The organism is Flavobacterium filum DSM 17961, from assembly GCF_000425465.1.
Classification (GTDB): Bacteria; Bacteroidota; Bacteroidia; order Flavobacteriales; family Flavobacteriaceae; genus Flavobacterium; species Flavobacterium filum.
The window spans coordinates 138,968-161,303 of the sequence record NZ_AUDM01000009.1; the positions used below are offsets into that span (position 1 = coordinate 138,968).

At 32.5% G+C, this 22,336-nt stretch carries 22 protein-coding genes; 13 read left to right on the forward strand and 9 right to left on the reverse strand.

Annotated elements, in window-relative coordinates:
• Complete coding sequence (locus tag H601_RS0106860; protein ID WP_026710817.1) at window positions 1-753, forward strand: LytR/AlgR family response regulator transcription factor; 753 nt, start codon at window positions 1-3, stop codon at window positions 751-753.
• Here H601_RS0106860 and H601_RS0106865 read toward each other — a convergent pair.
• On the reverse strand, window positions 748-1,407 hold the full coding sequence (locus H601_RS0106865) for an endonuclease III domain-containing protein (protein ID WP_026710818.1): 660 nt from the start codon (window positions 1,405-1,407) through the stop codon (window positions 748-750). The genes H601_RS0106860 and H601_RS0106865 overlap by 6 nt on opposite strands.
• Before the next feature lie 93 nt (window positions 1,408-1,500).
• On the opposite strand from H601_RS0106865, the gene bcp reads away from it, so the two are divergent.
• Window positions 1,501-1,950, forward strand: a complete 450-nt coding sequence (gene bcp, locus H601_RS0106870) for a thioredoxin-dependent thiol peroxidase (protein WP_026710819.1) — start codon at window positions 1,501-1,503, stop codon at window positions 1,948-1,950.
• Window positions 1,951-1,979: 29 nt separating this feature from the next.
• Here bcp and H601_RS0106875 read toward each other — a convergent pair whose 3' ends face one another.
• Window positions 1,980-3,440 carry a hypothetical protein gene (locus H601_RS0106875; protein WP_035655674.1) on the reverse strand — a complete coding sequence of 487 codons (1,461 nt, stop codon included), beginning with the start codon at window positions 3,438-3,440 and terminating at the stop codon, window positions 1,980-1,982.
• Window positions 3,441-3,536: 96 nt separating this feature from the next.
• Here H601_RS0106875 and H601_RS0106880 point away from each other — a divergent pair, with 96 nt between their 5' ends.
• The 3 genes from H601_RS0106880 to H601_RS15405 are packed head-to-tail and all read left to right on the forward strand — an operon-like array spanning window position 3,537 to window position 5,316.
• Window positions 3,537-4,301: an MBL fold metallo-hydrolase gene (locus H601_RS0106880; protein WP_026710821.1), complete on the forward strand. Its 765-nt coding sequence runs from the start codon at window positions 3,537-3,539 to the stop codon at window positions 4,299-4,301.
• A gap of 49 nt (window positions 4,302-4,350) precedes the next feature.
• On the forward strand, window positions 4,351-4,788 hold the full coding sequence (locus H601_RS0106885) for a hypothetical protein (RefSeq protein ID WP_051220685.1): 438 nt from the start codon (window positions 4,351-4,353) through the stop codon (window positions 4,786-4,788).
• Between the two features lie 36 nt (window positions 4,789-4,824).
• On the forward strand, window positions 4,825-5,316 hold the full coding sequence (locus H601_RS15405; protein ID WP_051220686.1) for a hypothetical protein: 492 nt from the start codon (window positions 4,825-4,827) through the stop codon (window positions 5,314-5,316).
• Between the two features lies 1 nt (window position 5,317).
• On the opposite strand, the gene H601_RS0106895 is transcribed toward H601_RS15405, so the two are convergent.
• From H601_RS0106895 to H601_RS0106915, 5 genes are all read right to left on the reverse strand, one after another.
• Window positions 5,318-5,962 (reverse strand): alpha/beta hydrolase, encoded by a 645-nt coding sequence (locus tag H601_RS0106895; protein WP_084139941.1) that lies wholly within the window; start codon window positions 5,960-5,962, stop codon window positions 5,318-5,320.
• Between the two features lie 2 nt (window positions 5,963-5,964).
• Window positions 5,965-6,276, reverse strand: a complete 312-nt coding sequence (locus H601_RS0106900) for a DUF4870 domain-containing protein (RefSeq protein WP_026710824.1) — start codon at window positions 6,274-6,276, stop codon at window positions 5,965-5,967.
• Window positions 6,263-7,528 carry a dihydroorotase gene (locus H601_RS0106905; RefSeq protein WP_026710825.1) on the reverse strand — a complete coding sequence of 422 codons (1,266 nt, stop codon included), beginning with the start codon at window positions 7,526-7,528 and terminating at the stop codon, window positions 6,263-6,265. The genes H601_RS0106900 and H601_RS0106905 overlap by 14 nt, the downstream gene beginning before the upstream one ends.
• Window positions 7,525-9,480: a BatA domain-containing protein gene (locus H601_RS0106910; RefSeq protein ID WP_342663349.1), complete on the reverse strand. Its 1,956-nt coding sequence runs from the start codon at window positions 9,478-9,480 to the stop codon at window positions 7,525-7,527. Before H601_RS0106910 ends, H601_RS0106905 begins: the two co-directional genes overlap by 4 nt.
• A 72-nt stretch (window positions 9,481-9,552) precedes the next feature.
• Window positions 9,553-10,896 carry a DEAD/DEAH box helicase gene (locus H601_RS0106915; RefSeq protein WP_026710827.1) on the reverse strand — a complete coding sequence of 448 codons (1,344 nt, stop codon included), beginning with the start codon at window positions 10,894-10,896 and terminating at the stop codon, window positions 9,553-9,555.
• A gap of 120 nt (window positions 10,897-11,016) precedes the next feature.
• On the opposite strand from H601_RS0106915, the gene H601_RS0106920 reads away from it, so the two are divergent.
• Window positions 11,017-11,631, forward strand: a complete 615-nt coding sequence (locus H601_RS0106920) for a trimeric intracellular cation channel family protein (RefSeq protein WP_026710828.1) — start codon at window positions 11,017-11,019, stop codon at window positions 11,629-11,631.
• Here H601_RS0106920 and H601_RS0106925 read toward each other — a convergent pair.
• Window positions 11,621-13,426, reverse strand: coding sequence for a T9SS type B sorting domain-containing protein (locus tag H601_RS0106925; protein ID WP_026710829.1), 1,806 nt, complete (start codon window positions 13,424-13,426; stop codon window positions 11,621-11,623). The genes H601_RS0106920 and H601_RS0106925 overlap by 11 nt on opposite strands.
• 82 nt (window positions 13,427-13,508) lie before the next feature.
• Between H601_RS0106925 and H601_RS0106930 the strand changes: the two genes are divergently transcribed.
• From H601_RS0106930 to H601_RS0106950, 5 genes are read left to right on the forward strand one after another with little or no spacing between them, the layout of a single operon-like run.
• A complete protein-coding gene (locus H601_RS0106930; RefSeq protein ID WP_026710830.1) occupies window positions 13,509-14,486 on the forward strand; it encodes a hypothetical protein in 978 nt (325 codons plus the stop codon).
• On the forward strand, window positions 14,483-15,583 hold the full coding sequence (locus tag H601_RS0106935) for a DegT/DnrJ/EryC1/StrS family aminotransferase (protein ID WP_026710831.1): 1,101 nt from the start codon (window positions 14,483-14,485) through the stop codon (window positions 15,581-15,583). Before H601_RS0106930 ends, H601_RS0106935 begins: the two co-directional genes overlap by 4 nt.
• 51 nt (window positions 15,584-15,634) lie before the next feature.
• Complete coding sequence (locus H601_RS15410; RefSeq protein WP_169628258.1) at window positions 15,635-16,882, forward strand: O-antigen translocase; 1,248 nt, start codon at window positions 15,635-15,637, stop codon at window positions 16,880-16,882.
• Window positions 16,883-16,940: 58 nt separating this feature from the next.
• The gene (locus H601_RS16120) at window positions 16,941-17,834 is read left to right on the forward strand and encodes a hypothetical protein (RefSeq protein WP_051220687.1); all 894 of its coding nucleotides are present in this window, start codon (window positions 16,941-16,943) and stop codon (window positions 17,832-17,834) included.
• Window positions 17,835-17,836: 2 nt separating this feature from the next.
• On the forward strand, window positions 17,837-19,648 hold the full coding sequence (locus H601_RS0106950) for a S8 family peptidase (protein WP_084139942.1): 1,812 nt from the start codon (window positions 17,837-17,839) through the stop codon (window positions 19,646-19,648).
• A 33-nt stretch (window positions 19,649-19,681) separates the two neighbouring features.
• On the opposite strand, the gene H601_RS0106955 is transcribed toward H601_RS0106950, so the two are convergent.
• A complete protein-coding gene (locus H601_RS0106955; RefSeq protein ID WP_026710833.1) occupies window positions 19,682-20,818 on the reverse strand; it encodes a glycosyltransferase family protein in 1,137 nt (378 codons plus the stop codon).
• Here H601_RS0106955 and H601_RS15420 point away from each other — a divergent pair.
• Both H601_RS15420 and H601_RS0106965 read left to right on the forward strand, forming a co-directional pair.
• Window positions 20,817-21,938: a glycosyltransferase gene (locus H601_RS15420; protein WP_051220688.1), complete on the forward strand. Its 1,122-nt coding sequence runs from the start codon at window positions 20,817-20,819 to the stop codon at window positions 21,936-21,938. The two genes, H601_RS0106955 and H601_RS15420, sit on opposite strands and share 2 nt — an antisense overlap.
• A 7-nt stretch (window positions 21,939-21,945) precedes the next feature.
• Window positions 21,946-22,335, forward strand: a complete 390-nt coding sequence (locus H601_RS0106965) for a sugar 3,4-ketoisomerase (protein ID WP_026710834.1) — start codon at window positions 21,946-21,948, stop codon at window positions 22,333-22,335.
• The last annotated feature ends 1 nt before the right edge of the window (window position 22,336 follow it).

A 22,336-nucleotide genomic window follows, 5' to 3' on the forward strand; every position in this document is an offset into this window, starting at 1 on the left:
ATGATAAATGTTGTAATTGTTGATGATGAAAAACATTGTCAAGATCGACTTCAAAAACTTTTTGAAGATTATTTACCTGATATTTTGGTTTTAAGAGTTTTTAATTCTATCGAAGAAGCTTATGTTTTTTTGCAAAAAGTACACCCCGATATACTTTTTTTAGACATTCAAATTAATACTGCTACCGGTTTTGATTTATTGGAAAAATTAGGAAGTATAAATTTTGAAGTCATTTTTACTACCGCATTTGAACATTATGCTTTAAAAGCAATCAAATTTAGTGCTTTTGAATATTTACTTAAACCTGTAGATCCGGATGATTTAATCGCTGCTGTAGAAAAATGGAAAAATAAAAAAAACGACAAAAGTGGTTCTTCTGAAAATTATCATGAATTATTAGAAAATTTTTCTCATTTAAAACGCCAGAATAAAAAAATTACAATTCATACTCAAACAGAAACACTTTTGATATCTATCAGCGACATAATTCGCTGTGAAAGTGATATTAATTACACAACTTTATTTCTCAACAAAGCAAAACCAATTTTAGTTTCAAAAACATTAAAAGAATTTGAACAATTGTTATCACCGTTTAACTTTTGCAGAATACACAATTCTCACCTCATTAACCTAGACTACATGAAAAGTTACGACAAAGGTAAAGGCGGATATGTTCATTTACTAGATAACTCAGTGGTTGAGGTTTCTGTTAGACGCAAAGACGATTTAATGAAAAAATTAGAAAACCTATAACTTTCGTACTTTCTCAAGCTCTTTCAAAACCGACTTCCGTCCAATCGTTCTCGTAATCACATCTTTCTCCAAATTCCAGCCACGTGCCGGCGAATATTCTCGTCCGTACCAAATAATCTGAAGATGCAAATCGTTCCACAATTCTCTCGGAAAAATCGCTTTCGCATCTTTTTCGGTTTGCACCACATTTTTCCCATCCGATAAATTCCAGCGATACATCAATCGGTGAATATGCGTATCCACCGGAAAAGCCGGAACACCAAACGCCTGACTCATCACCACACTCGCCGTTTTATGCCCAACCGCAGGAAGTTCTTCCAACGCCTCAAAACTTTGCGGAACTTCGCCATTGTGCTTATCAATCAAAATTTCAGACAAACCATAAATTCCCCTCGATTTCATAGGCGAAAGTCCACACGGACGAATAATTTCCTTAATTTCTTCCACACTCAATTTCACCATATCATACGGATTATCGGCCTTAGCAAACAAAAGTGGCGTAATTTGATTCACCCGAACATCCGTGCATTGAGCAGAAAGTAGCACCGCAATTAACAAAGTATATGGATCTTTGTGATCTAACGGAATAGGAATGGACGGATATAATTCATTTAACGTATTTATAACAAATGTCGCACGTTCTTTTTTAGTCATTTTTGTATTTTTATGATGGTAAATTTAAAATAATAATCGAACAATTTAAATATCCATAAATCGAACAATCTAACAATCCAATAATCATTTAAAATGACTAAATTAGAACCAGGGGACAAAGCCCCCAATTTTTCAGGAAAAGACCAAGATGGAAATGTACACTCATTATCGGATTACAAAGGAAAAAAATTAGTAGTTTTCTTTTATCCTAAAGCCAACACACCGGGATGTACGGCAGAAGCGTGTGATTTACGGGATAATTATGCCCAATTTCAAGCAGGTAATTATGCTCTTTTAGGTGTAAGTGCCGACAATCCTAAAGCTCAATCCAATTTTAAAAACAAGTTTGACTTTCCTTTTCCCCTACTAGCGGATGAAGACAAAGCAGTTATTCAAGCTTTCGGTGTTTGGGGACCAAAAAAGTTTATGGGTAAAGAGTATGATGGTATTCATAGAACTACCTTTGTTATTGATGAAAACGGAATCATTGAAAAAGTGATAACCGATGTAAAAACAAAAGCTCACGCTAAACAAATATTATAAAAAATGTCGCCTATTTGGCGACATTTTATTTATGTTGTTTTTTCAGGTATCACATTTTTTAGAGGGTCATATCCGAATAAGTTATCTTTTTTGATGATTTCGGCTACTCCTTTTGGCAACATATCTTCCCATCCGGGAGTTCCTTTTGAAATCATTTTTAATACATGACGGGAATAGATTTCTAAGTTATTTGGATTAAAACCTTCAATGTCAACTACTTTTCCATTGAACTTAAAGAATTTATATAATTCTTTCATTCGAGGGTGAACTTTAAGGTTTTCAGAATCAATAACTTCTCCATTTTCCCCTTTCATTGGGTATAAAAATACTTTTAAATCACGGTAGAATAGTTTTCCAAACGCTTCTAAAATTCCGCCACTTAAATGACGGTAATATTTTTCGTCAAAAATATCTACTAGATTATTTACTCCCATGGCTAATCCCATACGGGCTTTGGTGTAATTTGAGAAATATTCCACCACACGATAGTATTCTTGGAAGTTGGAAATCATTACATATTGACCAAGTGAACAAAGTAATTCAGCTCTGTCCATAAAGTCACGTTCGTCAATTTCTCCTTCAGAACGTAAGTTAGAAAGTGTGATTTCAAAAATAACCAATGTTTTATCGGCTTCCACTTTACTTTCGCTTAAGAACATTTCCAAGGATTTCTCATACATGTCCATGTTCACTCGAGTTACCGGTCTGAAACTTCCTCTTAAGGCTAAAATATTTTTTTTGTAAAGAATAGAAGCAGGTAAAATATTATTCCCATCCGGTCCAAACATTACGGCATCAGTCATACCATTTTTTACCAATTGTAAACTCATCAAACGGTTATCTACATTGGCAAAACGCGGACCTGAAAAGTTAATGGTATCAATCTCTAATTGGTCTTTGTCAAGATGGTCATACAAATAACGCAATAATTTTTTTGGGTCATTGTATTTATAAAATGCACCATATATCAGGTTTACCCCTAAAATACCTAACGTTTCTTGTTGCAAACGAGCATCATTTTCTTTGAAACGAATATGCAGAATGATTTCATTATAGTCTTCATCCGGTTCAATTTGGTATTTGATTCCAACCCAACCATGACCTTTGAATTGTTTTGCAAAATCAATAGTGGCCACTGTATTAGCATAACTAAAAAACATCTTATTAGGATGCTTAACACGATCAAGACGTTTTTCAATTAAATCAACTTCATGTTCAAGCATTTTTTTCAGACGACTTTCCGTTACATATCTACCGTCATTTTCAATACCATAAATAGCATCACTAAAATCTTTATCATAGGCAGACATTGCTTTTGCAATGGTACCGGAGGAACCACCAGACCTAAAAAAATGACGAACTGTTTCTTGTCCGGCACCAATTTCGGCAAATGTTCCATAAATATTTTCATTGAGATTAATGCGAAGTGCTTTATCTTTAATAGAAGGTATCTGCTCAATCGCACGATCACCTTTAAGTTTAATTTCCATGGCTAATCTTTCCATAATAGTATATACCATGCAAAGTTAACAAAAATCATACCTTTTTAAAAGATAAATAATGCTATTTTTGTGAAAATTTAACGCTTGAAAGTTTATTTTTTAGGAACCGGAACGTCACAAGGTATTCCCGTCATTGGGAGTCAACATTCCGTTTGTAAAAGTAATAATCCAAAAGACAAACGGTTAAGGGTTGCCGTTTGGGTTCACGATGAGCAATTTTCGGTTGTGATTGATTGTGGACCCGACTTCCGACAACAGATGCTTACGAGTGGTTGTCAGCAACTTGACGCCATTATATTTACTCATGAACATGCCGATCACACCGCCGGATTAGATGATATACGCCCTTTTTTCTTCAAGCAAGGGGATATTCCCATTTATGCTCATCAGCGTGTTTTAGATAATTTATCCCGCAGATTTGATTACATTTTTGAAACGGAAAATAAATATCCCGGTGCTCCGAGTGTAGTATCAAATGTGGTGAAGAATAATGAATCGTTTTCCATTCAAAAAAATACCATTATCCCTATTGAAGTCAATCATGGTAATTTACAGGTTTTTGGTTATCGAATTGGAGATTTTGCATATTTGACAGATGTAAAAACAATTGCGAATGAAGAAATCGATAAATTGAAAAATCTTTCGGTTTTGGTGGTGAATGCTTTACGTGAAGAGCCACATGCTACTCATTTTAATTTGGAAGAAGCATTGGCTTTTATTGCTTTGGTTCAGCCTAAAAAAGCATATCTAACGCATATTAGTCATTTGTTAGGTTTTCATGACGAAGTACAACAAAAATTACCCAAAAACGTTTATTTAGCTTACGATAATTTAGAAATTACGCTTTAATCTTATGAAAAAAAATCTGTTCCTTTATTTATTTATTCTGTCATTACTAATGGCTTTATTTACCTATTCTTACTATGCTAAAAAAGTAAAATTCGAAACAGAACGTGTTGAAAAGTTGAAAACGAAACTTAATGATACCGTTTTGCATTTCAATAATAAAATGGTTGAAACCTCTTATTTTACCTTACGTGGAAATGACAATGCTCAAAACCATCTTGAAAATTATTCCATTGAAAAATTGATTTCCAAAATTGAAAATGAAATCATGGAGAAGAATAATGATCCGAATGGCAACCCATTGGTAGAATATGGTATCATGAATGATAAAAAATTTATCATCAATAAAATTCAAGTCATTAATCACCGTTGGATTATTGCTGATTTTAGTAATGGCGAATTATGGGGAGAAGTTTTATTGCAGTATTTCATCGAAAAAGATGAAAGTATAACGTTTAATATTATAAAATCTACTTTATATACAAAATAAAGTTTTTTGTATATTTGGGTTCAAATTAACTTTGTCATGCATAAATGTTTGTTTATTTTTTGTGTTATTTTCACTTTTATTTCTTGTAAAAAACTAGATTTTGAACAAGAAGAAGAGTTGACTGTGAAACAAACTTTATTGGACACGATTGAAAATGCTGACAAAGATAAAGATGGATGTTTGGCAAGTGCCGGTTATGTTTGGTCAACTTTGAACAAAGAATGTATAAAATTGTATGAATCTACCATCACTTTATATCCACAATCGAATTTGAATAATGAAGATGAAACCAAAAATGCGTATTTAATTTTTGGTGAAAATGGCGGTAATGAAGCTGAACTTTATTTACCAAGTCAAGAAAAATCAATTATTTTGGTTCGTCAAACAGAAGGTCAACCATGGGTGTTTAATGAATGGCAACTCATACCTTGGAAAGGATTTCAACTTAAGAAAGGTGATGAAATTTTATTTTCCGGTGATGGTGAAATTGGTCCAAAAGTGACCGGTAGTGATAAAATTGAAGAATAAACTACTTATTTTCTTCTAACCAATTTCTAAAATCATAAAAATTTTGTGGTGCAACTCCGTGTCCAACCGGATATTCTTTATACACAAATTTAACTCCTAATTTTTCTAAAGCAGGACTTGTTTTTCTAGCCCAATCAACCGGAATTACTTGATCAACCGTTCCGTGTGAAGCAAAAATTTTCAGGTTAGAAAAGTTGTTTTGTTCAAAATTCTCTTTTGCCATTTCTGTATTCAAATAACCGCTCATGGCTACAATTTTCGATACTTTTTCAGGGTAGGAGAGACCAATAGCATAACTCAAAATGGCTCCTTGGCTAAATCCAATTAATGTTACTTTTTTTGGGTCAATTGGATATTTATTCGTTAATTCATCAATAAAATTCACAATCAAATCTCTGGATTGTTTACCTTGATTGATATCGGAAAACTTGGTGTCATCTGCATCAAAATTAATGGCATACCAAGCATAACTTCCGTACATCAATGGATAAGGAGCTTGGGCAGAAACCACAAAATATTCTTCAGGAAGTTCAGAAGCAAACGAAAACAAATCTTCCTCATTACTGCCATAACCATGCAACAATAGCAACAACGGATTTTTTTCTTGAATTATTTTTGGCTCACGAATTAAATAGTGTAACGACATAATTATAGGCTTTTAAATATATTTTGATAGAAATCTCCTAATAACGGAACTTTTTTTTCTTCGTTGTTCAAGGCTCCCATAAATCCGTAAATCCAAAGGATAAAAAAGAAGATATAAAAGGCTGAGGAAATCATCCAACTGTCAAAGTAGCCTATTGGATAGCCTAACAGAAAGAATGTCAAAAAGATTCCTAATGCTTGTCTGATATGAAAACTGGCAAAAGCACTTTTGTTTTCATTGTTCATAAAGATGGCAATTACCGCACCAATAATCGTTAAATAGGCTACAATTGCAGCATTTTTATTTTGTTCCATTTTCTAAAACTAATTTTCCGTTATTATAAATTCCATATACTTTTCCAATCATTTTTTCTCCAAGAAATGCGGAGTTTTTAGATTTTGAAAGGATATTTTCTTTTCCAAAAGTCCATTCAGTGTTTGGATTGAAGAAAGTTAAATCTGCAATTGAACCTTCTTTTATTCCTGAATTTTCAATGCCAAAAGTTGCCTTCCCATTGGTTAATTTTGAAATGACAACTTCCAAAGGAAGCACATTTAATAAAGCTCCAAAAGCACTCTCTAAACCAATTGTTCCGTTTTTGGCTAAATCAAATTCCATTTTTTTGTGTTCAATATCAATCGGATTATGATCGGAAGTAATCAAATCAATTGTTCCATCTAAAACACCTTGAATCAATGCTCTTCTGGTGTTTTCATCACGCAGAGGTGGACTCACTTTTACGCGAGTATCAAAACCTTCTAACTTTTCATCGGTCAATACCAAATGATGAACTGCCACACTACATGAAACGTTTAAACCTTTGGCTTTTGCTTCTCGGATTAATTCCACTGATTTTGCAGTTGAAATTGTTGGAATGTGCAATTTTCCACCCGTATATTCCAGTAAAAATAAGTTTCTGGCAACGGATAATTCTTCTGCCAAAGTTGGAATTCCTTTTAAACCTAATCGAGTAGAAACAATTCCTTCATGCACCACACCGTTTCCTTTTATCTTTTCATCTTGCGAAAAAGCAATCACCATTCCATCAAAATCTTGTACATATTGTAAGCCGATTTTGAGCAAATTTGCATTAGAAACATTTTTACCATAATCGCCAAAAGCAATTGCTCCGGAATTTTTCATATCAAATAATTCGGCTAAATCATTTCCTTCAGAACCTTTGGTCAACGCTCCAATCGGAAATAAATTCACGGCATTATCTCTTGACTTTTCTTTCACAAATCGCACTTGCGACTGATTATCAATCACCGGAAAAGAATTGGGTTGCAAAGCAATTGCTGTGAATCCACTTTTGGCAGCAACAGTTAATCCGTTGGCAATGGTTTCTCGGTCTTCAAAACCGGGTTCACCAAGCGAAACAGAACTATCAAACCATCCTTTGGAAACATGAAGATTTTCTAAACTAATTTCTTCAACATCTTTTTCTGAAGGTAAGTTTGAACCCATTTTTTCAATGGTTTTACCCACAATTTTCAGGTCGGTTTTTTGGTTGTGATGCTCACCGTTTGGGTCGATGATGGTTGCATTTCGGATGATTAAATTCATTTTACCAATTTTTGAATGAGTAGTTCCAGTACCACAAATAATAACGCAAGAATTACAAACCATTTCCAAATTGTGTTATCCGTTCGATTAGTTTGCAAAGCATCAAAAACAGCTTCAATAGAAGAACCGTTTTCGTAAGATTCTACTAAATTTGAATTATCCAAACGCAAATCACTTTCGGTTCGAGGATAATTAAAACTTATATTTTTTATGATTGAATTATCTTTTAACGCATTGAAATTTCCCGCTTGTGTTGGACTTTCAGAAAAAGTCAATTTCACTTTATTATTTAAAATTTGCTGTTGCGGAATAAATTTTTCACTTTTTTCATCTGAAGAAACCACTGAAATAATTTCGTCTTTAGATAAAAGTTGATCAATCGTAATGGGTGAAGTTGCTCCAACTGTCAACGCATTTATTCCTGATTTTGCACTTTGAAAAGCCATGTTATAAAAGGTAGGAACAATTAATGGCGAGTTTTTAAAGTTTGAATTTTCTTTATTAATCGGAGCAGAAAAAACATAAAAGGTAGCCAACGAATTGGAAACTGCCGTTAAAAACGGAAGCTGATCTTCGTATGTTAAAACTGATGGATACGTACTTTTCACATCAAAACTTCCTTTGGTGTTTGGATATTGAAAATTATCAGCTTTTTTCTCAAAAACTCCATCATACAAAGGATGAGCAAACGAAATAGAAGTGATTTGTTTTTCCTTTTTTTGGTATTCACTCATTGAAAATGAACCAAAATTCACGAGCAATTTATTGATGTTTTCTACTTTGTTTTCTTCGGATGGAATAAAAATCACATTACCACCTTTTTCATAAAATGCTTTTAATGTGGTTTGAAGAGCTTGTGGAATTTCTTTTATTTCATTTAAAATAATGGCATCCTGTTTTTCTAACAAATTATAATCCAATGTTTTTAATTCAAACTGTGTAAAAACAAATTCGTTTTCCGTATAAATTTTAGTCAGAAATTGATTTTTATCTGCATTACCAATAGCCAGAACTTTCGCTTTTTCAGGTTTAGAAATACTAAAAAAGTATTCATTATCATAACGCAAACCAGGTTCATCTATTGAAACAAAACCATTGAAATCAGCTTTTGGAATGGTGAAAAACAATTCTTTTTCTGTTTGATCCAGTTTAACTTGTGTTTTAGCAATCAATTGTTTTTGGTTGTAAATAGCCACCGGAATTTCCTGCTCAAATTTTCCAAATGATTTTAGTTTCACACCAATTTCATAAAAATTATTTAAGGTTTGATGAAGAAAAACACTATCAATCGCCACATTATTTTTTTTTTCCGATTTGGGTATTATGAAAATTGGATGAATCGTTTCATCAATCGGTTTTAATTGGTTTGCTTGCAGATTTACAGCATCTGTTATCACCACAACATCTTTATTAAAAGGTGTTTTTCTCGATTTTATTTTTGTGATTTGTTGATCTAACTGAAAAGAAGTGGCACTGTATTCCAAATTCATCAATTCTTTTTGAATCGATTTAATATCCGTATTCCAATAGACATCATCATTGGTAAGGAGTGAAAATGTTCTATTTTCCGGCGTTTTTTCAAGTAATTCCTGAACAGCTCTTTTCAATAATTCGCCTTGTTTTCCTTTGGCTTGCATGCTGAATGAATTGTCTAGAACAAGGTATAATTCATTGGTAATTCCTTTGCTGTCTTTGGCTTTAAAAAAAGGTTGAGCAAAGGCAATAATCAAAGCGGTTAGCAATAACAAACGTGTTGTGAGCAACAACCATTTTTTTAATTGCGAGCTTTTTCTGGTTTGTATGGAGAGTTCTTTCAGAAATTTTACATTGGTAAAATATTCCTTTTTGAATCGTCTGAGTTGGAATAAATGCACCAAAATTGGAATGACCAATAAAAAAAGGAAATACAGAATTTCGGGATGTTTAAACTGCATTAATTGAAAGTTTGTCAAAGATAACTTTTATATTTTAACGATACAAATCAAAAGTGTTAAGCAAAAGCGAAAGATTTAATTAAAAAAAATTTATTTTTTCTTCCTTTTTTCGTCTCGTTTACGTTCTACACCACGGTTTCTCGATTCGGTTTTTCTCGGCGTTCTTTTTCCGGGACCACCTAAATTGACTTTTTTATTTTTATCTTTTTTCTCATGAAATGCTTCACCGCCTTCTTTCTTTGGACGTTTTAAAAGCATTTTCATTTTCTTTTTTTCTTTTTCAAATTCAAGTACTTTTTCTTCAATTTCGATGTTGGGAAGTGGTAAAAATTCAATTTCCTTTTCCATCAAAATTTCGGCTTCAATTTGAATTTCTTCTTCTCTCGGACTCACAAAACTTACGGCAACTCCCGTTTTATCGGCACGTCCGGTTCGTCCAATTCGGTGAATGTATTGCTCAGGAACTTCAGGAAACTCCATGTTCACAACGTGTGTGATGTCTGAAATATCCAATCCACGAGCCATCACATCTGTTGTTACAATTCCACGAATTTCTCCAGCTTGAAAAGAAGCCATCGTGTTCAAACGATAATTTTGTGATTTATTCGAGTGAATTAAACCAAACTGATCCGGAAATTCTTCTTCCAAAGCAACCGAAACTAAATCGGCGGTTTTTTTATTGTTGATAAAAATCAGCAATCGCGACATACTTTCATCGGAGTGCAATAATTCTTTCAGTAAATTTAATTTGGTTAGAAAATTTGGCACTTTGTAGCCAATTTGCGTAATTTTTTCCAAAGGAGTTCCCGATGGAGCTAATGAAACTTCAACCGGAAAATCAAAATATTCATCCAACATATCATCTACTTCATCGGTCATTGTGGCCGAGAAAAGGATGTTTTGTCTTTTTGCTTTCAACATCGATAGGATAGAAGTCACTTGAAAACGGAAACCTAAATTCAGCATTTCATCAAATTCATCAATCACTAATTTCTGAATTTCATCAAAGCGAACTACGTTATCCAAAGCCAAATCCATCACACGTCCCGGAGTTCCCACCAAAATGTCAACACCTTGATATACGGCTGTTTTTTGAGTGTTGATGTTTACACCACCATAAACTCCTAACGTTCTAACGGACATAAATTGTGTCAATTTTACAACTTCTTCGGCCACTTGAACGACTAATTCACGGGTTGGAACTAAAATTAAAACCCGTGGTGTGTGCGTATTTTGAAATTTCCAATGTTTTAAAATCGGTAATAAGTAGGCAAAGGTTTTTCCGGTTCCGGTTTGGGCAATTCCCATCATATCGCGACCGGATAAAATAACCGGCATCGATTTAATTTGAATAGGAGTAGGGTTAGTAAAACCTAATTCATCAATTGCTTTTTGCAATGATTTAGGCAAATCAAAATCCAGAAAAGTTGACATAAAAAGGATAATTTTGGCAAATGTACACTTTTAAACTAAGATTTTGTGTGGATTAGCAGAACAACTGTAATAAGCTACCACATTAAAAGTATCTTTGCAACTGTATAAAAAAGTAACATTATGTTTCATTTGCTAGACATCATTGGTACAATGGCCTTTGCTATTTCTGGTGTTTTGACCGGTTTTCATAAAAAATTAGATCCTTTTGGGGTGTATATCATTGCTTTTGTTACTGCCGTTGGTGGAGGAACCTTACGCGATATATTAATTGGTAGAACTCCGGTAGGTTGGATGCAAGACTTGACCTATGTATATATGATTACGTTAGGATTTTTTATTGCTTTAGTTTTTCGAAAAAAACTAGACAAATTAAGGACTTCTCTATTTTTATTTGATACGATAGGTTTAGGCGTTTTTACACTGATTGGGCTAGAAAAAGGAATAGAAACCGGTTTACATCCAATAATTTGTATTGCCCTTGGTACAATGACTGCTTGTTTTGGAGGTGTGATTCGCGATATTTTGTGCAACGAAATTCCTATTATTTTTAGAAGAGAGATTTATGCCACGATTTGTATTATTGGCGGGGTTGTATTTTTTGCTCTCAAACATTTTCAATTGAATAATGATGTCTTGTATTTGATTACTTCCATCGTTATGATTGTTATTCGATTGTTAGCCGTAAAATGGAAATGGTATTTACCAACGTTAGGGTATGTAAAGACTAGCGAGTAATATATAAGTATCCTTGAAGAGGAGTCGGATAGTTAGGGTCGTTTAAATGAATGACATAAAAATAGGTTCCATCGGGAACAATTGTTCCATTCCATTGAATAGGTTTTGTGACTTCGCCTTTCCAATCATTTGTTTGTTGATTGCCGGTCCAAATTAATTTTCCCCAACGGTTATAAATTTCAATTTTGAAATCGAGAAAAATATTGCGTAATCCTTTGATAAAGAAAAAATCATTCCAACCATCTTCATTGGCAGAAATAAAATTATAGACTATTGGAGGGCAATTTTTAGTTAATAACTCCACTTTAGTAAGGGCCGGACAAGGTGACTCATTTAATCGAACGAACAAGGTTTTAGGAGTGGTTACTTCATAAGCACCACTTATAAAAATTGGATTCAAACCGTTTTGTGCGTCTTCTTCTGTTTCATGAAATGAATAACTTTCAAAAGCTGTAAAGAAAGGTTGAGCGGTAAATTCAATTAAATCAAATTGACCCACTAGAAATCCTTTGTTGCAGGAAAGTAAAGGAGATAAATCAGGATATTCATTTGAAACAAGTAAATTGATTGTGATGGAATCTGAATTATTCAATTCGTTAATTTCATTTACTGTACTGATGCCTAAACCATTGTCATCAACTACCAATTTTAATTCAAATTCGTTTGGAATTTCGATGGGTAATTCAACTGTAAGTGTAAAAGTTTCACTTTCTCCAATTCCGAGACTATTTTGTGTTTGGGTTTGAGCAATTAAAATATTATTTGCATATATAGCAATTGGCGTATTGGACGGAAGCGGATTGGTTGCTGTTTCCAAATTGGTAACCGTAAAATCAACCGAAATCAATTTACTATCACAGTTAAGGTTAGTGTCTGTAATAGCAATAACAGCATCCGGAACTTGACTGTTTAGTTTTGTTATCACAGCATTTATCATCACAAAATCCTGTCCGGAAGTCAACGAAATCTCAGCTGATTGATCACCGGGTTGAATATTGTTTTGAATGTCATAAATATCTAAATCCATGTTGAAAAGTTCCGTATTTCCGGTAACGGAATTTGTGCCGTTAAAAGCATTATCTGCCGGATTCAAAGGTGGATTGCTTAAAACTGTACCATTGATGCGTAATGTTTCATTTACTGCGATATTCACATCTCCTTCCCACGCTAAAAAACCAATTTTTGCATCTTGATTGTCAATAACATTCAAACTACTTAAAGTGATTGATAACTCTTGTGGTACACCTTGTAAACCATCATATATATTGATTTGATTAAGGGGTAAATCCGGATGGTAATAAACCAAAATGATGGCCCAACCGGCAAAGTTGGTTCTTCTTTGAAAATGTAAAGGTAAGTAGCTCACATTATCTAAACCTGACAAAATATAAGTACCGTTTCCATTGGTTTGTATAAATGAGGTAATATCGGAAAATGCACTGAAATATGTAAAATCTACGCCATTGAAGGTTCGGGTAAGTCCAAAATTTCGTTGTGCTGAAATGAGTTGACCGTTTAATTCTACTTCAAAATCGCCGTCACCGGAACCGGCCCAGTACAAATAAGCTTTGAGAAGTGTAACATCTGTATCTAGGTCAAGTTCAGCTGATGATTCGGTTAAAATATCCGGATTAAATTGAAACGAATTTTCAGCAGGATTAAGTGTATTTCCAACGAATGTAAAATCATAACGACCATTAAATTGTTCGAATAAAGAAATGTTCTGAGCTTTGAGCGAGCCAAAGCCAAAAAATATTAACCATGATAACAGAAAATAGTTGTATTTTCGTTTCATTATAGGAAACAATTAAAAAAATTGGATTTAAAGATAGTATTTTTAAACCAATTTTGATATGAATATATAGGAATTAAGTACTGTGAAACAATTTTCGGTTAGAAAATATACTTCTTCAGATAAACAAAATTGGAACGACTTTGTAAGCAAAGCCAAGAATGCTACTTTTTTGTTTCATCGTGATTTTATGGAATACCATCAAGATCGTTTTGAAGATTATTCATTGATAATTGAAGACGAAAAAAAATGGGTGGCCGTTTTACCGGCCAATAGAGTAGGAGATACGCTTTTTTCTCACCAAGGATTAACGTATGGAGGATTGATTATTAAGGATAACATGAGGTTAGAAAAGGTTATTTTTGTGCTCAAAAATATTCTTGAAAAACTTGAATTAGAAGGGTTTAAAAAACTGAATACAAAAGAAATACCTCTTATTTATTGTAATGGATTTTCTGATGAGTTCTGTTATGCATTATTTTTAGCAGACGCCAAAACCATTCGAAAAGATACCTTGGCGGTAATTGATTATTCTCTTCCGATTACGCTATCAAAAGATCGATTAGATGGAGTAAAAAGAGGAAAAAAGAATCATTTAATTGTGAAAGAAGAAAATGATTTCACTTCCTTTTGGAATACCATATTGATACCGAATTTAAGTATTAAACACCAAACAAAACCGGTTCATTCTTTGATTGAAATTCTGTATTTAAAAAGTAAATTTCCTCAACATATCAGGCAATTTAATGTGTATAAAGAAGATGAATTAGTGGGTGGAACCACAATTTTTGAAAGTAAAAATGTAGCTCATTCGCAATATATTTCTGCCAACAATTTAAAAAATGAATTAGGAACATTGGATTTTTTGCACCATCATTTGATTACTGAAGTTTTCAAAAACAAAAAGTTTTTTGACTTTGGTATTTCCAATGAAGAACAAGGAATGAAGGTAAACGGCGGACTTTCCTATTGGAAAGAGAGTTTTGGAGCTCATATTTTGATGCAAGATTTTTATGAAGTGGAAACAAAAAATTATCCCAAATTAGAGCAAGTGATACGATGATAAAATTCTATGATTTACACAAAATAAACCAGCGTTATGAAACTGCTTTCCATGAAAAAATGGAACAGTTTCTGCAACGTGGTTGGTATATTTTAGGTGAAGAAGTCAACGTGTTTGAAGAAAATTTTGCATCCTTTTGTCAGTCAAAGTATTGTATCGGAGTTGGAAATGGTTTAGATGCGTTAGTGTTGATTTTTAAAGCCTATATCGAATTAGGAAAATTGCAAAAAGGCGATGAAGTGATTGTGCCGGCAAACACGTATATTGCCAGTATACTAGCCATTTTACAAGCTGATTTAGTTCCCGTTTTAGTTGAACCAAAGTTGGAAACCTATAACTTGAATCCGGACTTAATCGCCGAAAAAATCACTTCCAAAACCAAAGCTATTTTGGTGGTTCATTTATACGGACAATTGGCAGAAATGGATAAAATTGAGGCGATTGCAAAGCAACACAATTTATTGATTGTTGAAGATGCTGCACAGTCGCATGGAGCTGAGTTGGGAGTTGGGAGTTGGGAGTTGGGAGTCGGTAACGCGAAAGCCTACAGCTTTTATCCTTCCAAAAATTTAGGTTGTTTAGGTGATGGCGGAGCTGTTGTGACAAATGATGATGATTTGAATAAAATCATACGTGCCATGCGAAATTATGGTTCAGTGCAAAAATATGTGAATGATTGTATTGGGATAAATTCTCGTTTGGATGAATTACAAGCGGCTTTTTTGAATGCTAAATTACCGGATTTAGCATTGGATAATCAAAAACGAAGACAAATTGCCAATCGTTATTTATCCGAAATTAAAAACAATAAAATTGTATTACCTTTTTACGATGGTTCAGCTAATCATGTTTTTCATTTATTTGTCATTCGTACGGAAAATAGAAATGAATTACAGGAGTATTTAAATGAAAACGGAATACAAACCTTGATTCATTACCCCATACCGCCACATCAACAAAAAGCTTTGGCAGCATTTAATGCGTTATCTTTCCCAATTACCGAAAAAATCCATCGTGAGGTCTTGAGCCTACCGATGAGTCCGGTTTTGACGGAAGCAGAAGTGAAATATATTATTCAAGTAATTAATCGATATTAATTGAAATTTTTAAAAAATATAGTCGGTGCTGCTTGGTTCAAAATATCTTCATTGAACAGTTTTGCTATTTTTTTACGAATTGGATTCGGACTAGTCATTTCAAAAGTTTTAGCAATCTATGTTGGTCCGACCGGAATGGCATTGGTTGGAAATTTGCGTAATTTTCAAACCTCATTAGAAAGCTTTGCTACGCTTGGTTTTCAGAATGGCATAGTTAAATATACAGCACAATTTAAAGGGGATACCCAGCAATTTAAGAAGTTAATTTCTACAGTTACCATAACCATTTTGACATCTATGTTGCTTTTTGGAATAGGACTGTTTGTTTTTAAAGAGGCAATTACCTCCTATTTATTTAGTTCTGAAAATGATTTTGAAATAATCTTCAAAGCCATTATTTTTAGTTTACCATTCTATGGGTTTTCACTTTTCTTCACTTCTTTAATCAACGGATTAGAAAAATATAAAAAAGTAGTTTACATCTCTATAATTGGAAACATAATTGGTTTTGTGTTCTCTTTGTTTTTAGTACTCAATTATAACATTTTAGGAGCATTATTAGCGATGGTTTTAGCCCCAACAGCCAACTTTTTTGTTGCGACTTTTTTTGTCTGTAAAGAAATTAAGTTGTTTCAATTTATAACATTAAAATCTTTTGATAAGTTGATTTTAAAGAATTTATGTTCTTATTCGGCAATGGCACTTTTTTCGGCAATTGCAGGTCCGATGATATATATTTTTTTACGAAACCATTTGATTGATACAGCGGGATTGGAGGAGGCAGGTTATTGGGAATCAATAACGAGAATATCAACTTATTATATGCTATTTGTTTCGTCTTTAATGAGTATGTACTTTTTGCCACAATTGGCTATTTCAAGCGAGGTAGAAACCAAAACTATTTTTAGAAATTATTTCAAAACAATTGTACCTCTTTTTTTTGTTGGTATTGTTTTACTATATTTTTGTAGAAATTTTATTATTTCGATACTATTTACAAACGAATTTCAACCTGTTTCAGGATTGTTTTTATGGCAATTGCTAGGCGATTTTTTTAAAGTTTGTTCTTGGATTTTAGCATTAAATTTTTTAGCTAAAAGACAAACGTTAGCTTTTTTTGTCACGGAAATTTTTTCTTATTCTTTATTGATTTTAACAGGATATTTTATGATTAGTTATTTTAAAGCGAAAGGATCAGTATTGGCACATGCAATTACTTATTTTGGTTATTTTATTTTATTGCTGATAGTTATTAGAAAAAAATATAAAAATAACACTACAAAATTAACATTAAATTAACGTATTTAAGATTTTTTTTAGATAATTTTAAAGAATTAACTTAAATATCTTTATAATTATGAAAAAAATATTTTTTTATCTGACTCTTTGTTATTCGACATTAATCTTTGCACAAGAATGGAGTCCATCAACTGCTACTGTTAATACTAATATCTTCAGAAATGCTTCTGTTGGGATTGGTTATACAACAGCACCAACTTTTGGAACAAACAAGCTCCTCGTAAACGGTAATGCTTTTGTTTCAGGTAAATTAGGTGTTGGTATCTCAAATCCTACAGGTATTATTGAATCAAGAGGAGGACTTCCAAATGGTACTTCATTTTCAAGTATTGACCAAAGGAATGAGCAATCTATAGTTCTAAACATTGGCTCCTTAGTAGGTAGTTCTACAAAGTTTAGAAATATCAAATTTTTTGATTTTCCACAATCAAATTTTGATGCATTATCAACTGTTTATTTCGGAATTGAAGATAGAAATGACTTTGGAAGGTTTAGGGTTATTGCTCAAACTGGAGGAAGTTCTCAACTACTGGTTTTTGATAAAACACAATCTCCTTCATTTCATTTGACAGATGATGGCAACAATAAAACAACTTTAATATTGCCTAAAGCTGATTCTTATATTGGTATTGGTACTAACAGTTTCATAGATGATTTGGATTTGTATAGATTGTCAGTTAATGGGGCAATTAGAGCACATAGAGTTAAAGTTTATACAGATTGGGCAGATTATGTTTTTGAAAAAGACTATAATTTACCAACTTTAGAAGAAGTTGAAAATCATATAAAAGAAAATGGGCATTTATTAGATATACCTTCTGCATGTGAAGTTGAAGAAAGAGGTATTGATCTTGGAGAAATGAATAAATTATTACTTCAAAAGATAGAAGAATTAACTTTATATGTAATAGAGTTAAATAAAGAGGTAAAGGCACTTAAACAAAAAGAATAATTATGAAAAAAATATATATATTCTATTTATTTCTTAGTTGTTGTTTTGGTTATTCCCAAAAGGGTAAACCAGAGCCTATAATTGAGAAGTACTATTTTGAAGTAAAAAATTTGCAATTTTTACCTAAAAAGATTGTTGTAAATCATAATGTTAAATTAGTTGTATCTGATCCAGCTCTTGAAACAGTTTTTTCTAGTTTCTTAATTAAGGATTTTAGTCTAGCTTTTCCTGGAACAAAGAGAGAATTATTACTAAGAACTTACATTATTGAATGTGAAGAAGGTCTTTTCGAAATTTTAAATAGAGATTATTCAAGTTTATATAATTTAGTAAAAGTTCCAGAAGTTTTTCCGTTAATTTTACCTAATGATGACTATTTTGATGGAGGTAATGGGCAACCAGAACTACTTTTTATAAATGCTGATCTTGCATGGGATTTAACAACTGGAGACGGTGTTATTATTGGTATTGCAGAAAACGTTAATACTTATCAAGAGGACCTCGTTGGTTTAAGTGAAAATATTAATAACTTTAATCCTAATCCAAATTCAGTAGGTCATGGAACCCAAGTAGCTCTTATTGCAGGAGCAAATACTAACAATAATATAGGAATGGCATCAGTTGGATATAAATCTTATCTAAAATGTGGCTCTGGTTATGGGCAATTAATTCCATTGGCACAAAGTGGAGCTAGAGTAATAAATATGAGTTGGGGTTCATGTCAAGTGAATCCAGTAATATATGAAAATGTTCTGATAGATGAGGTCTGGGAAGACTATAATGTTGTGCTTGTGGCTGCAGCAGGAAATGGATCCTTTTCATGTCCTTCTGGGCCACAATATAATCATTTCCCGGCTTCATTCAATAATGTCATATCGGTTACAAATGTAGGTCATCAATATGAAATTGGCAATCAAAATTTTGATCAAAATTTTTGGAAAAATATTTTTTTAAGAACTGACCCACCTTATTACGCAACCTATAATGTTAATGTGGACTTAAGTGCTCCTGGTAGAAACATTTTGACAGCAAGTAGCAATAATCCAAATGTTTACTCTTATGGTGGAGGAACTTCTTATTCTGCTCCTATTGTATCAGGTACTGTCGCATTAATGTTTTCAGTAAATCCTTGTTTATTTCCAAATGAAATAGAAAGTATTTTGAAATTAACAACTTTTAAAAATGATACATTAGCCTTGAATATGCCATACAATGGTTTAATTGGAGCAGGTGTACTAGATACTTATAAAGCCGTTAAGATGGCTAAAGACATGAAAATTGTTAATGGTATCGTTGAAATTAGTGATAGAATAATTGATAGATGGAATTTCGTTTTAAAAACTAATCCCTATAATATTGTATTAGTAAACAATTATGTTACAAATAATGCAACAATAGATTTTTCAGCTAAAGATAGTATTGTAATAGAAAGTGGAGATTATTTTCCTACAACTAATGATGGCTTTGTTAATTTGACAATTGATCAACTATATGATGAATGTAATGTGCCATATAATGAGAATGTAAGTGGAAGATTTTCTGAAAATGAAAGCAAAGAGCTTGCTTATGAAAAGAGTATTGGTTTAACTCTTTATCCAAATCCTAATGAAGGAGATTTTAAATTAGTTTTTAACGAAAAAATATTAGAAGAAATTGAAGTTAATATCTTTGATGTATTTGGTAAATTAGTATTTAGTTTAAATTCAAAAGAAACTGAAATTAATTTTAAACTGAATAATTTAAATAGTGGAGTCTATTTTGTAAAAGTAATTTCATCTGAAATTAATGAATCAATAAAATTTATAAAAAAATAGGTTAAGTTTTTGAAGAGGGCTGAAAAGCCCTCTTTATTTATTCCAAACCTCTAAATACCGTTCAGCAATCCTAACATAATCATGCTCTTTTTCAATAAAATCTCTTGCATTTTTACCTATTGTGATAATTTCTTCCGGATTTTCGATTAGATAAGAAAGTTGGGCAACTAGTTCATCCACATCCGGATTGGCATGAATTGCTACTAGACTCGTAAGTTGATAATGGGTACTAAAGGTTTCATCTGCACCGGTAAATACTACTTTTCCTTTGGCCATAGCTTCCAATGCATTATACCCTTGATCTTGAGCAAACACTTGGTCTAAAAGAATGTGAGCTTTATCGTAGAGCTGAATGTATTCTTGATACGGAATATTTTCTGTACTAATGATTTCCACTCGCTCACCATATTTTTGATGAATTTGAGCTAAAGCTTGCTCAAAATAAACAATTCCTTTTTTGACATAATTATGCCGATTGATGCCCAAGAAAATAACAATCTTGTCCTTTATTTCAGTGGGAATAAAATCAATTTTAGAGACATTAATTGGATTGGGAATTAATCCTAAAAACTGCTTTTTTCCTTGTAACGGAATAGCATAATCAAAATCAGTTGCTATGACTCCAACTATATTGTCATACAAAAAACGATGCAAGCGTAAATGATTTTTTGAAACATATCGCAATATATACGGATATTCCTGACTGACTTTTGGATTTTCTAAATAAGGAGTTAATAACGAATGTTTAAATTTTTTATCGAGCATATGTTGAACACAAACGGCATCGGCTCCCGATGATAACAAAAAAAGTTTTTTGTTTTGCGTCATCAACTTTCGTAAAAGATATATTTCAAAAGAAGCTAATGTATTAATGGAAGCTTCGTTTATGAGTTGTACCACATCAAAATGTTTGAGTTTGGGCAACAAAAAATAAAACCGAATACCCCGTTCAATAGAAGCAATATCAATCTTAAAGAATTTGTGCAAAGCTCTTCTCGGATAGAACAAAAGTTTCGATTTACTCCATTTTGCATCATAGGATAAATCATTCGGATATTTTTTAAAATCATCGCCATCGCTCACTAAAGTAACCTCATGACCAAGAGCCAGAAGTCCTTCTTTTAAGGAATTATGCAAGCGGCTATATTCTCCGAGTAATAAGATTCGCATGAATCAGTTATATTTGTATGAATTTAAACAAAAACGATTGCAAGATAAGAAAATAAAAATTGGATTGTTAGGAACTTGTTTGGCCCATGGCGGAGCAAACAAAATGCAAGCTTTATATTCCATCGCGTTTGAAAATGCGGGTTATGAGGTGCATCATATCCTGGTTAATCCGGAAATTGAATTTGATTATCGTGGAAAAGTAATGCATTTAAGTCCTTTTAAAAATGGAATGTTCAATCGTTTGAAAAGGTTTTTGGTCTTACGAAAATTTATCCAAACAGAACAATTGGATTATCTTATTGATTTTAGAAGTAGAACGAAACCTATTATGGAGTTATTATTGACTAAATTCGTTTTTACTTGTCCGTACATTCCAACCGTTCATAGTTATGAATTGGATTTTTACTTCCCTAAAAGCAAATGGATTAGTAAATTAATCTATCAAAAAGCATTTAAAATTATAGCAATTTCAAAAACCATTGAAAAGAAAATAATCGATTTGTATGGTTTTTCAAACGTTACAACCATTTACAATCCAATTGATTATGCCGCTATTCAACAATTGGCTGAAAAACCAATTTTGTTAAATTTTCCTTTTATCTTGGCAGCTGGAAGAATGGATGAGGACAACATCAAACAATTTGATAAATTAATTGAAACTTATGCACAATCTGATTTGGCTACATCGGCTTATCATTTGGTTTTTTTGGGAGATGGAGTTTTACGTCCTCAATTTGAACATTTAGTTGAGCGATTACAATTGAAAGAAAAAATTCATTTTTACGGATTTCAATCGAATCCATATCCGTTTATGAAAAAAGCACATTTTTTGGTTTTGTGTAGTAAGAATGAAGGTTATCCAACGGTTTTAACTGAATCTTTAGCATGCGAAACTCCAGTTATTTCATTTGATTGTGCCTCCGGACCAAATGAAATAATTAAACCCAATGAAAATGGTTTGTTGGTTGAAAATCAAAATTTTGATGCCCTGAAAATTGTTATGGAGCGAATGATTTCGTATAAAGAATTATATTCAAACTGTAAAAAAAATGCTCAAAATCAAAAAGATTTGCATTCCTTTGAACAGTTTATAAAAGATTGGAAAACAATTTTAACTTAACCTAAAGATGAACATTAAACGCATTCCAATTCCAAAAATTGAAGACCCGAGAGGAAATTTATCGGTGATTGAAAAAGAAGTAGTTCCTTTTGAAATTAAGAGGGTTTACTATCTTTATGATGTTCCTGCTGGAGCAGAACGAGGTGGACATGCTCATATAAAATTGCAACAATTTTTAATTGCTTTAAGCGGCAGTTTTGATGTTATTTTAAATGACGGAAAAACAGAAAAAACAGTTACATTAAATAAACCGTTTGAAGGTTTATTGATTAACGAAGGCATATGGCGGGAATTAAAAAACTTTTCTTCGGGTTCAGTATGTTTAGTAGTGGCTTCTGATGTATTTGAAGAGAAAGATTACATTCGGGATTTTAATGATTTTTGCAATTCAAAATAAC

What these genes read in the sequence shown, in the direction of transcription:
- H601_RS0106860 (WP_026710817.1), top strand. Translation starts at nt 1, where the DNA reads ATGATAAATGTTGTAATTGTTGATGATGAAAAACATTGTCAAGATCGA.
- H601_RS0106865 (WP_026710818.1), bottom strand. Translation starts at nt 1,407, where the DNA reads ATGACTAAAAAAGAACGTGCGACATTTGTTATAAATACGTTAAATGAA.
- bcp (WP_026710819.1), top strand. Translation starts at nt 1,501, where the DNA reads ATGACTAAATTAGAACCAGGGGACAAAGCCCCCAATTTTTCAGGAAAA.
- H601_RS0106875 (WP_035655674.1), bottom strand. Translation starts at nt 3,440, where the DNA reads ATGGAAATTAAACTTAAAGGTGATCGTGCGATTGAGCAGATACCTTCT.
- H601_RS0106885 (WP_051220685.1), top strand. Translation starts at nt 4,351, where the DNA reads ATGGCTTTATTTACCTATTCTTACTATGCTAAAAAAGTAAAATTCGAA.
- H601_RS15405 (WP_051220686.1), top strand. Translation starts at nt 4,825, where the DNA reads ATGCATAAATGTTTGTTTATTTTTTGTGTTATTTTCACTTTTATTTCT.
- H601_RS0106895 (WP_084139941.1), bottom strand. Translation starts at nt 5,962, where the DNA reads ATGTCGTTACACTATTTAATTCGTGAGCCAAAAATAATTCAAGAAAAA.
- H601_RS0106900 (WP_026710824.1), bottom strand. Translation starts at nt 6,276, where the DNA reads ATGGAACAAAATAAAAATGCTGCAATTGTAGCCTATTTAACGATTATT.
- H601_RS0106905 (WP_026710825.1), bottom strand. Translation starts at nt 7,528, where the DNA reads ATGAATTTAATCATCCGAAATGCAACCATCATCGACCCAAACGGTGAG.
- H601_RS0106915 (WP_026710827.1), bottom strand. Translation starts at nt 10,896, where the DNA reads ATGTCAACTTTTCTGGATTTTGATTTGCCTAAATCATTGCAAAAAGCA.
- H601_RS0106920 (WP_026710828.1), top strand. Translation starts at nt 11,017, where the DNA reads ATGTTTCATTTGCTAGACATCATTGGTACAATGGCCTTTGCTATTTCT.
- H601_RS0106925 (WP_026710829.1), bottom strand. Translation starts at nt 13,426, where the DNA reads ATGAAACGAAAATACAACTATTTTCTGTTATCATGGTTAATATTTTTT.
- H601_RS0106935 (WP_026710831.1), top strand. Translation starts at nt 14,483, where the DNA reads ATGATAAAATTCTATGATTTACACAAAATAAACCAGCGTTATGAAACT.
- H601_RS16120 (WP_051220687.1), top strand. Translation starts at nt 16,941, where the DNA reads ATGAAAAAAATATTTTTTTATCTGACTCTTTGTTATTCGACATTAATC.
- H601_RS0106950 (WP_084139942.1), top strand. Translation starts at nt 17,837, where the DNA reads ATGAAAAAAATATATATATTCTATTTATTTCTTAGTTGTTGTTTTGGT.
- H601_RS15420 (WP_051220688.1), top strand. Translation starts at nt 20,817, where the DNA reads ATGAATCAGTTATATTTGTATGAATTTAAACAAAAACGATTGCAAGAT.
- H601_RS0106955 (WP_026710833.1), bottom strand. Translation starts at nt 20,818, where the DNA reads ATGCGAATCTTATTACTCGGAGAATATAGCCGCTTGCATAATTCCTTA.
- H601_RS0106965 (WP_026710834.1), top strand. Translation starts at nt 21,946, where the DNA reads ATGAACATTAAACGCATTCCAATTCCAAAAATTGAAGACCCGAGAGGA.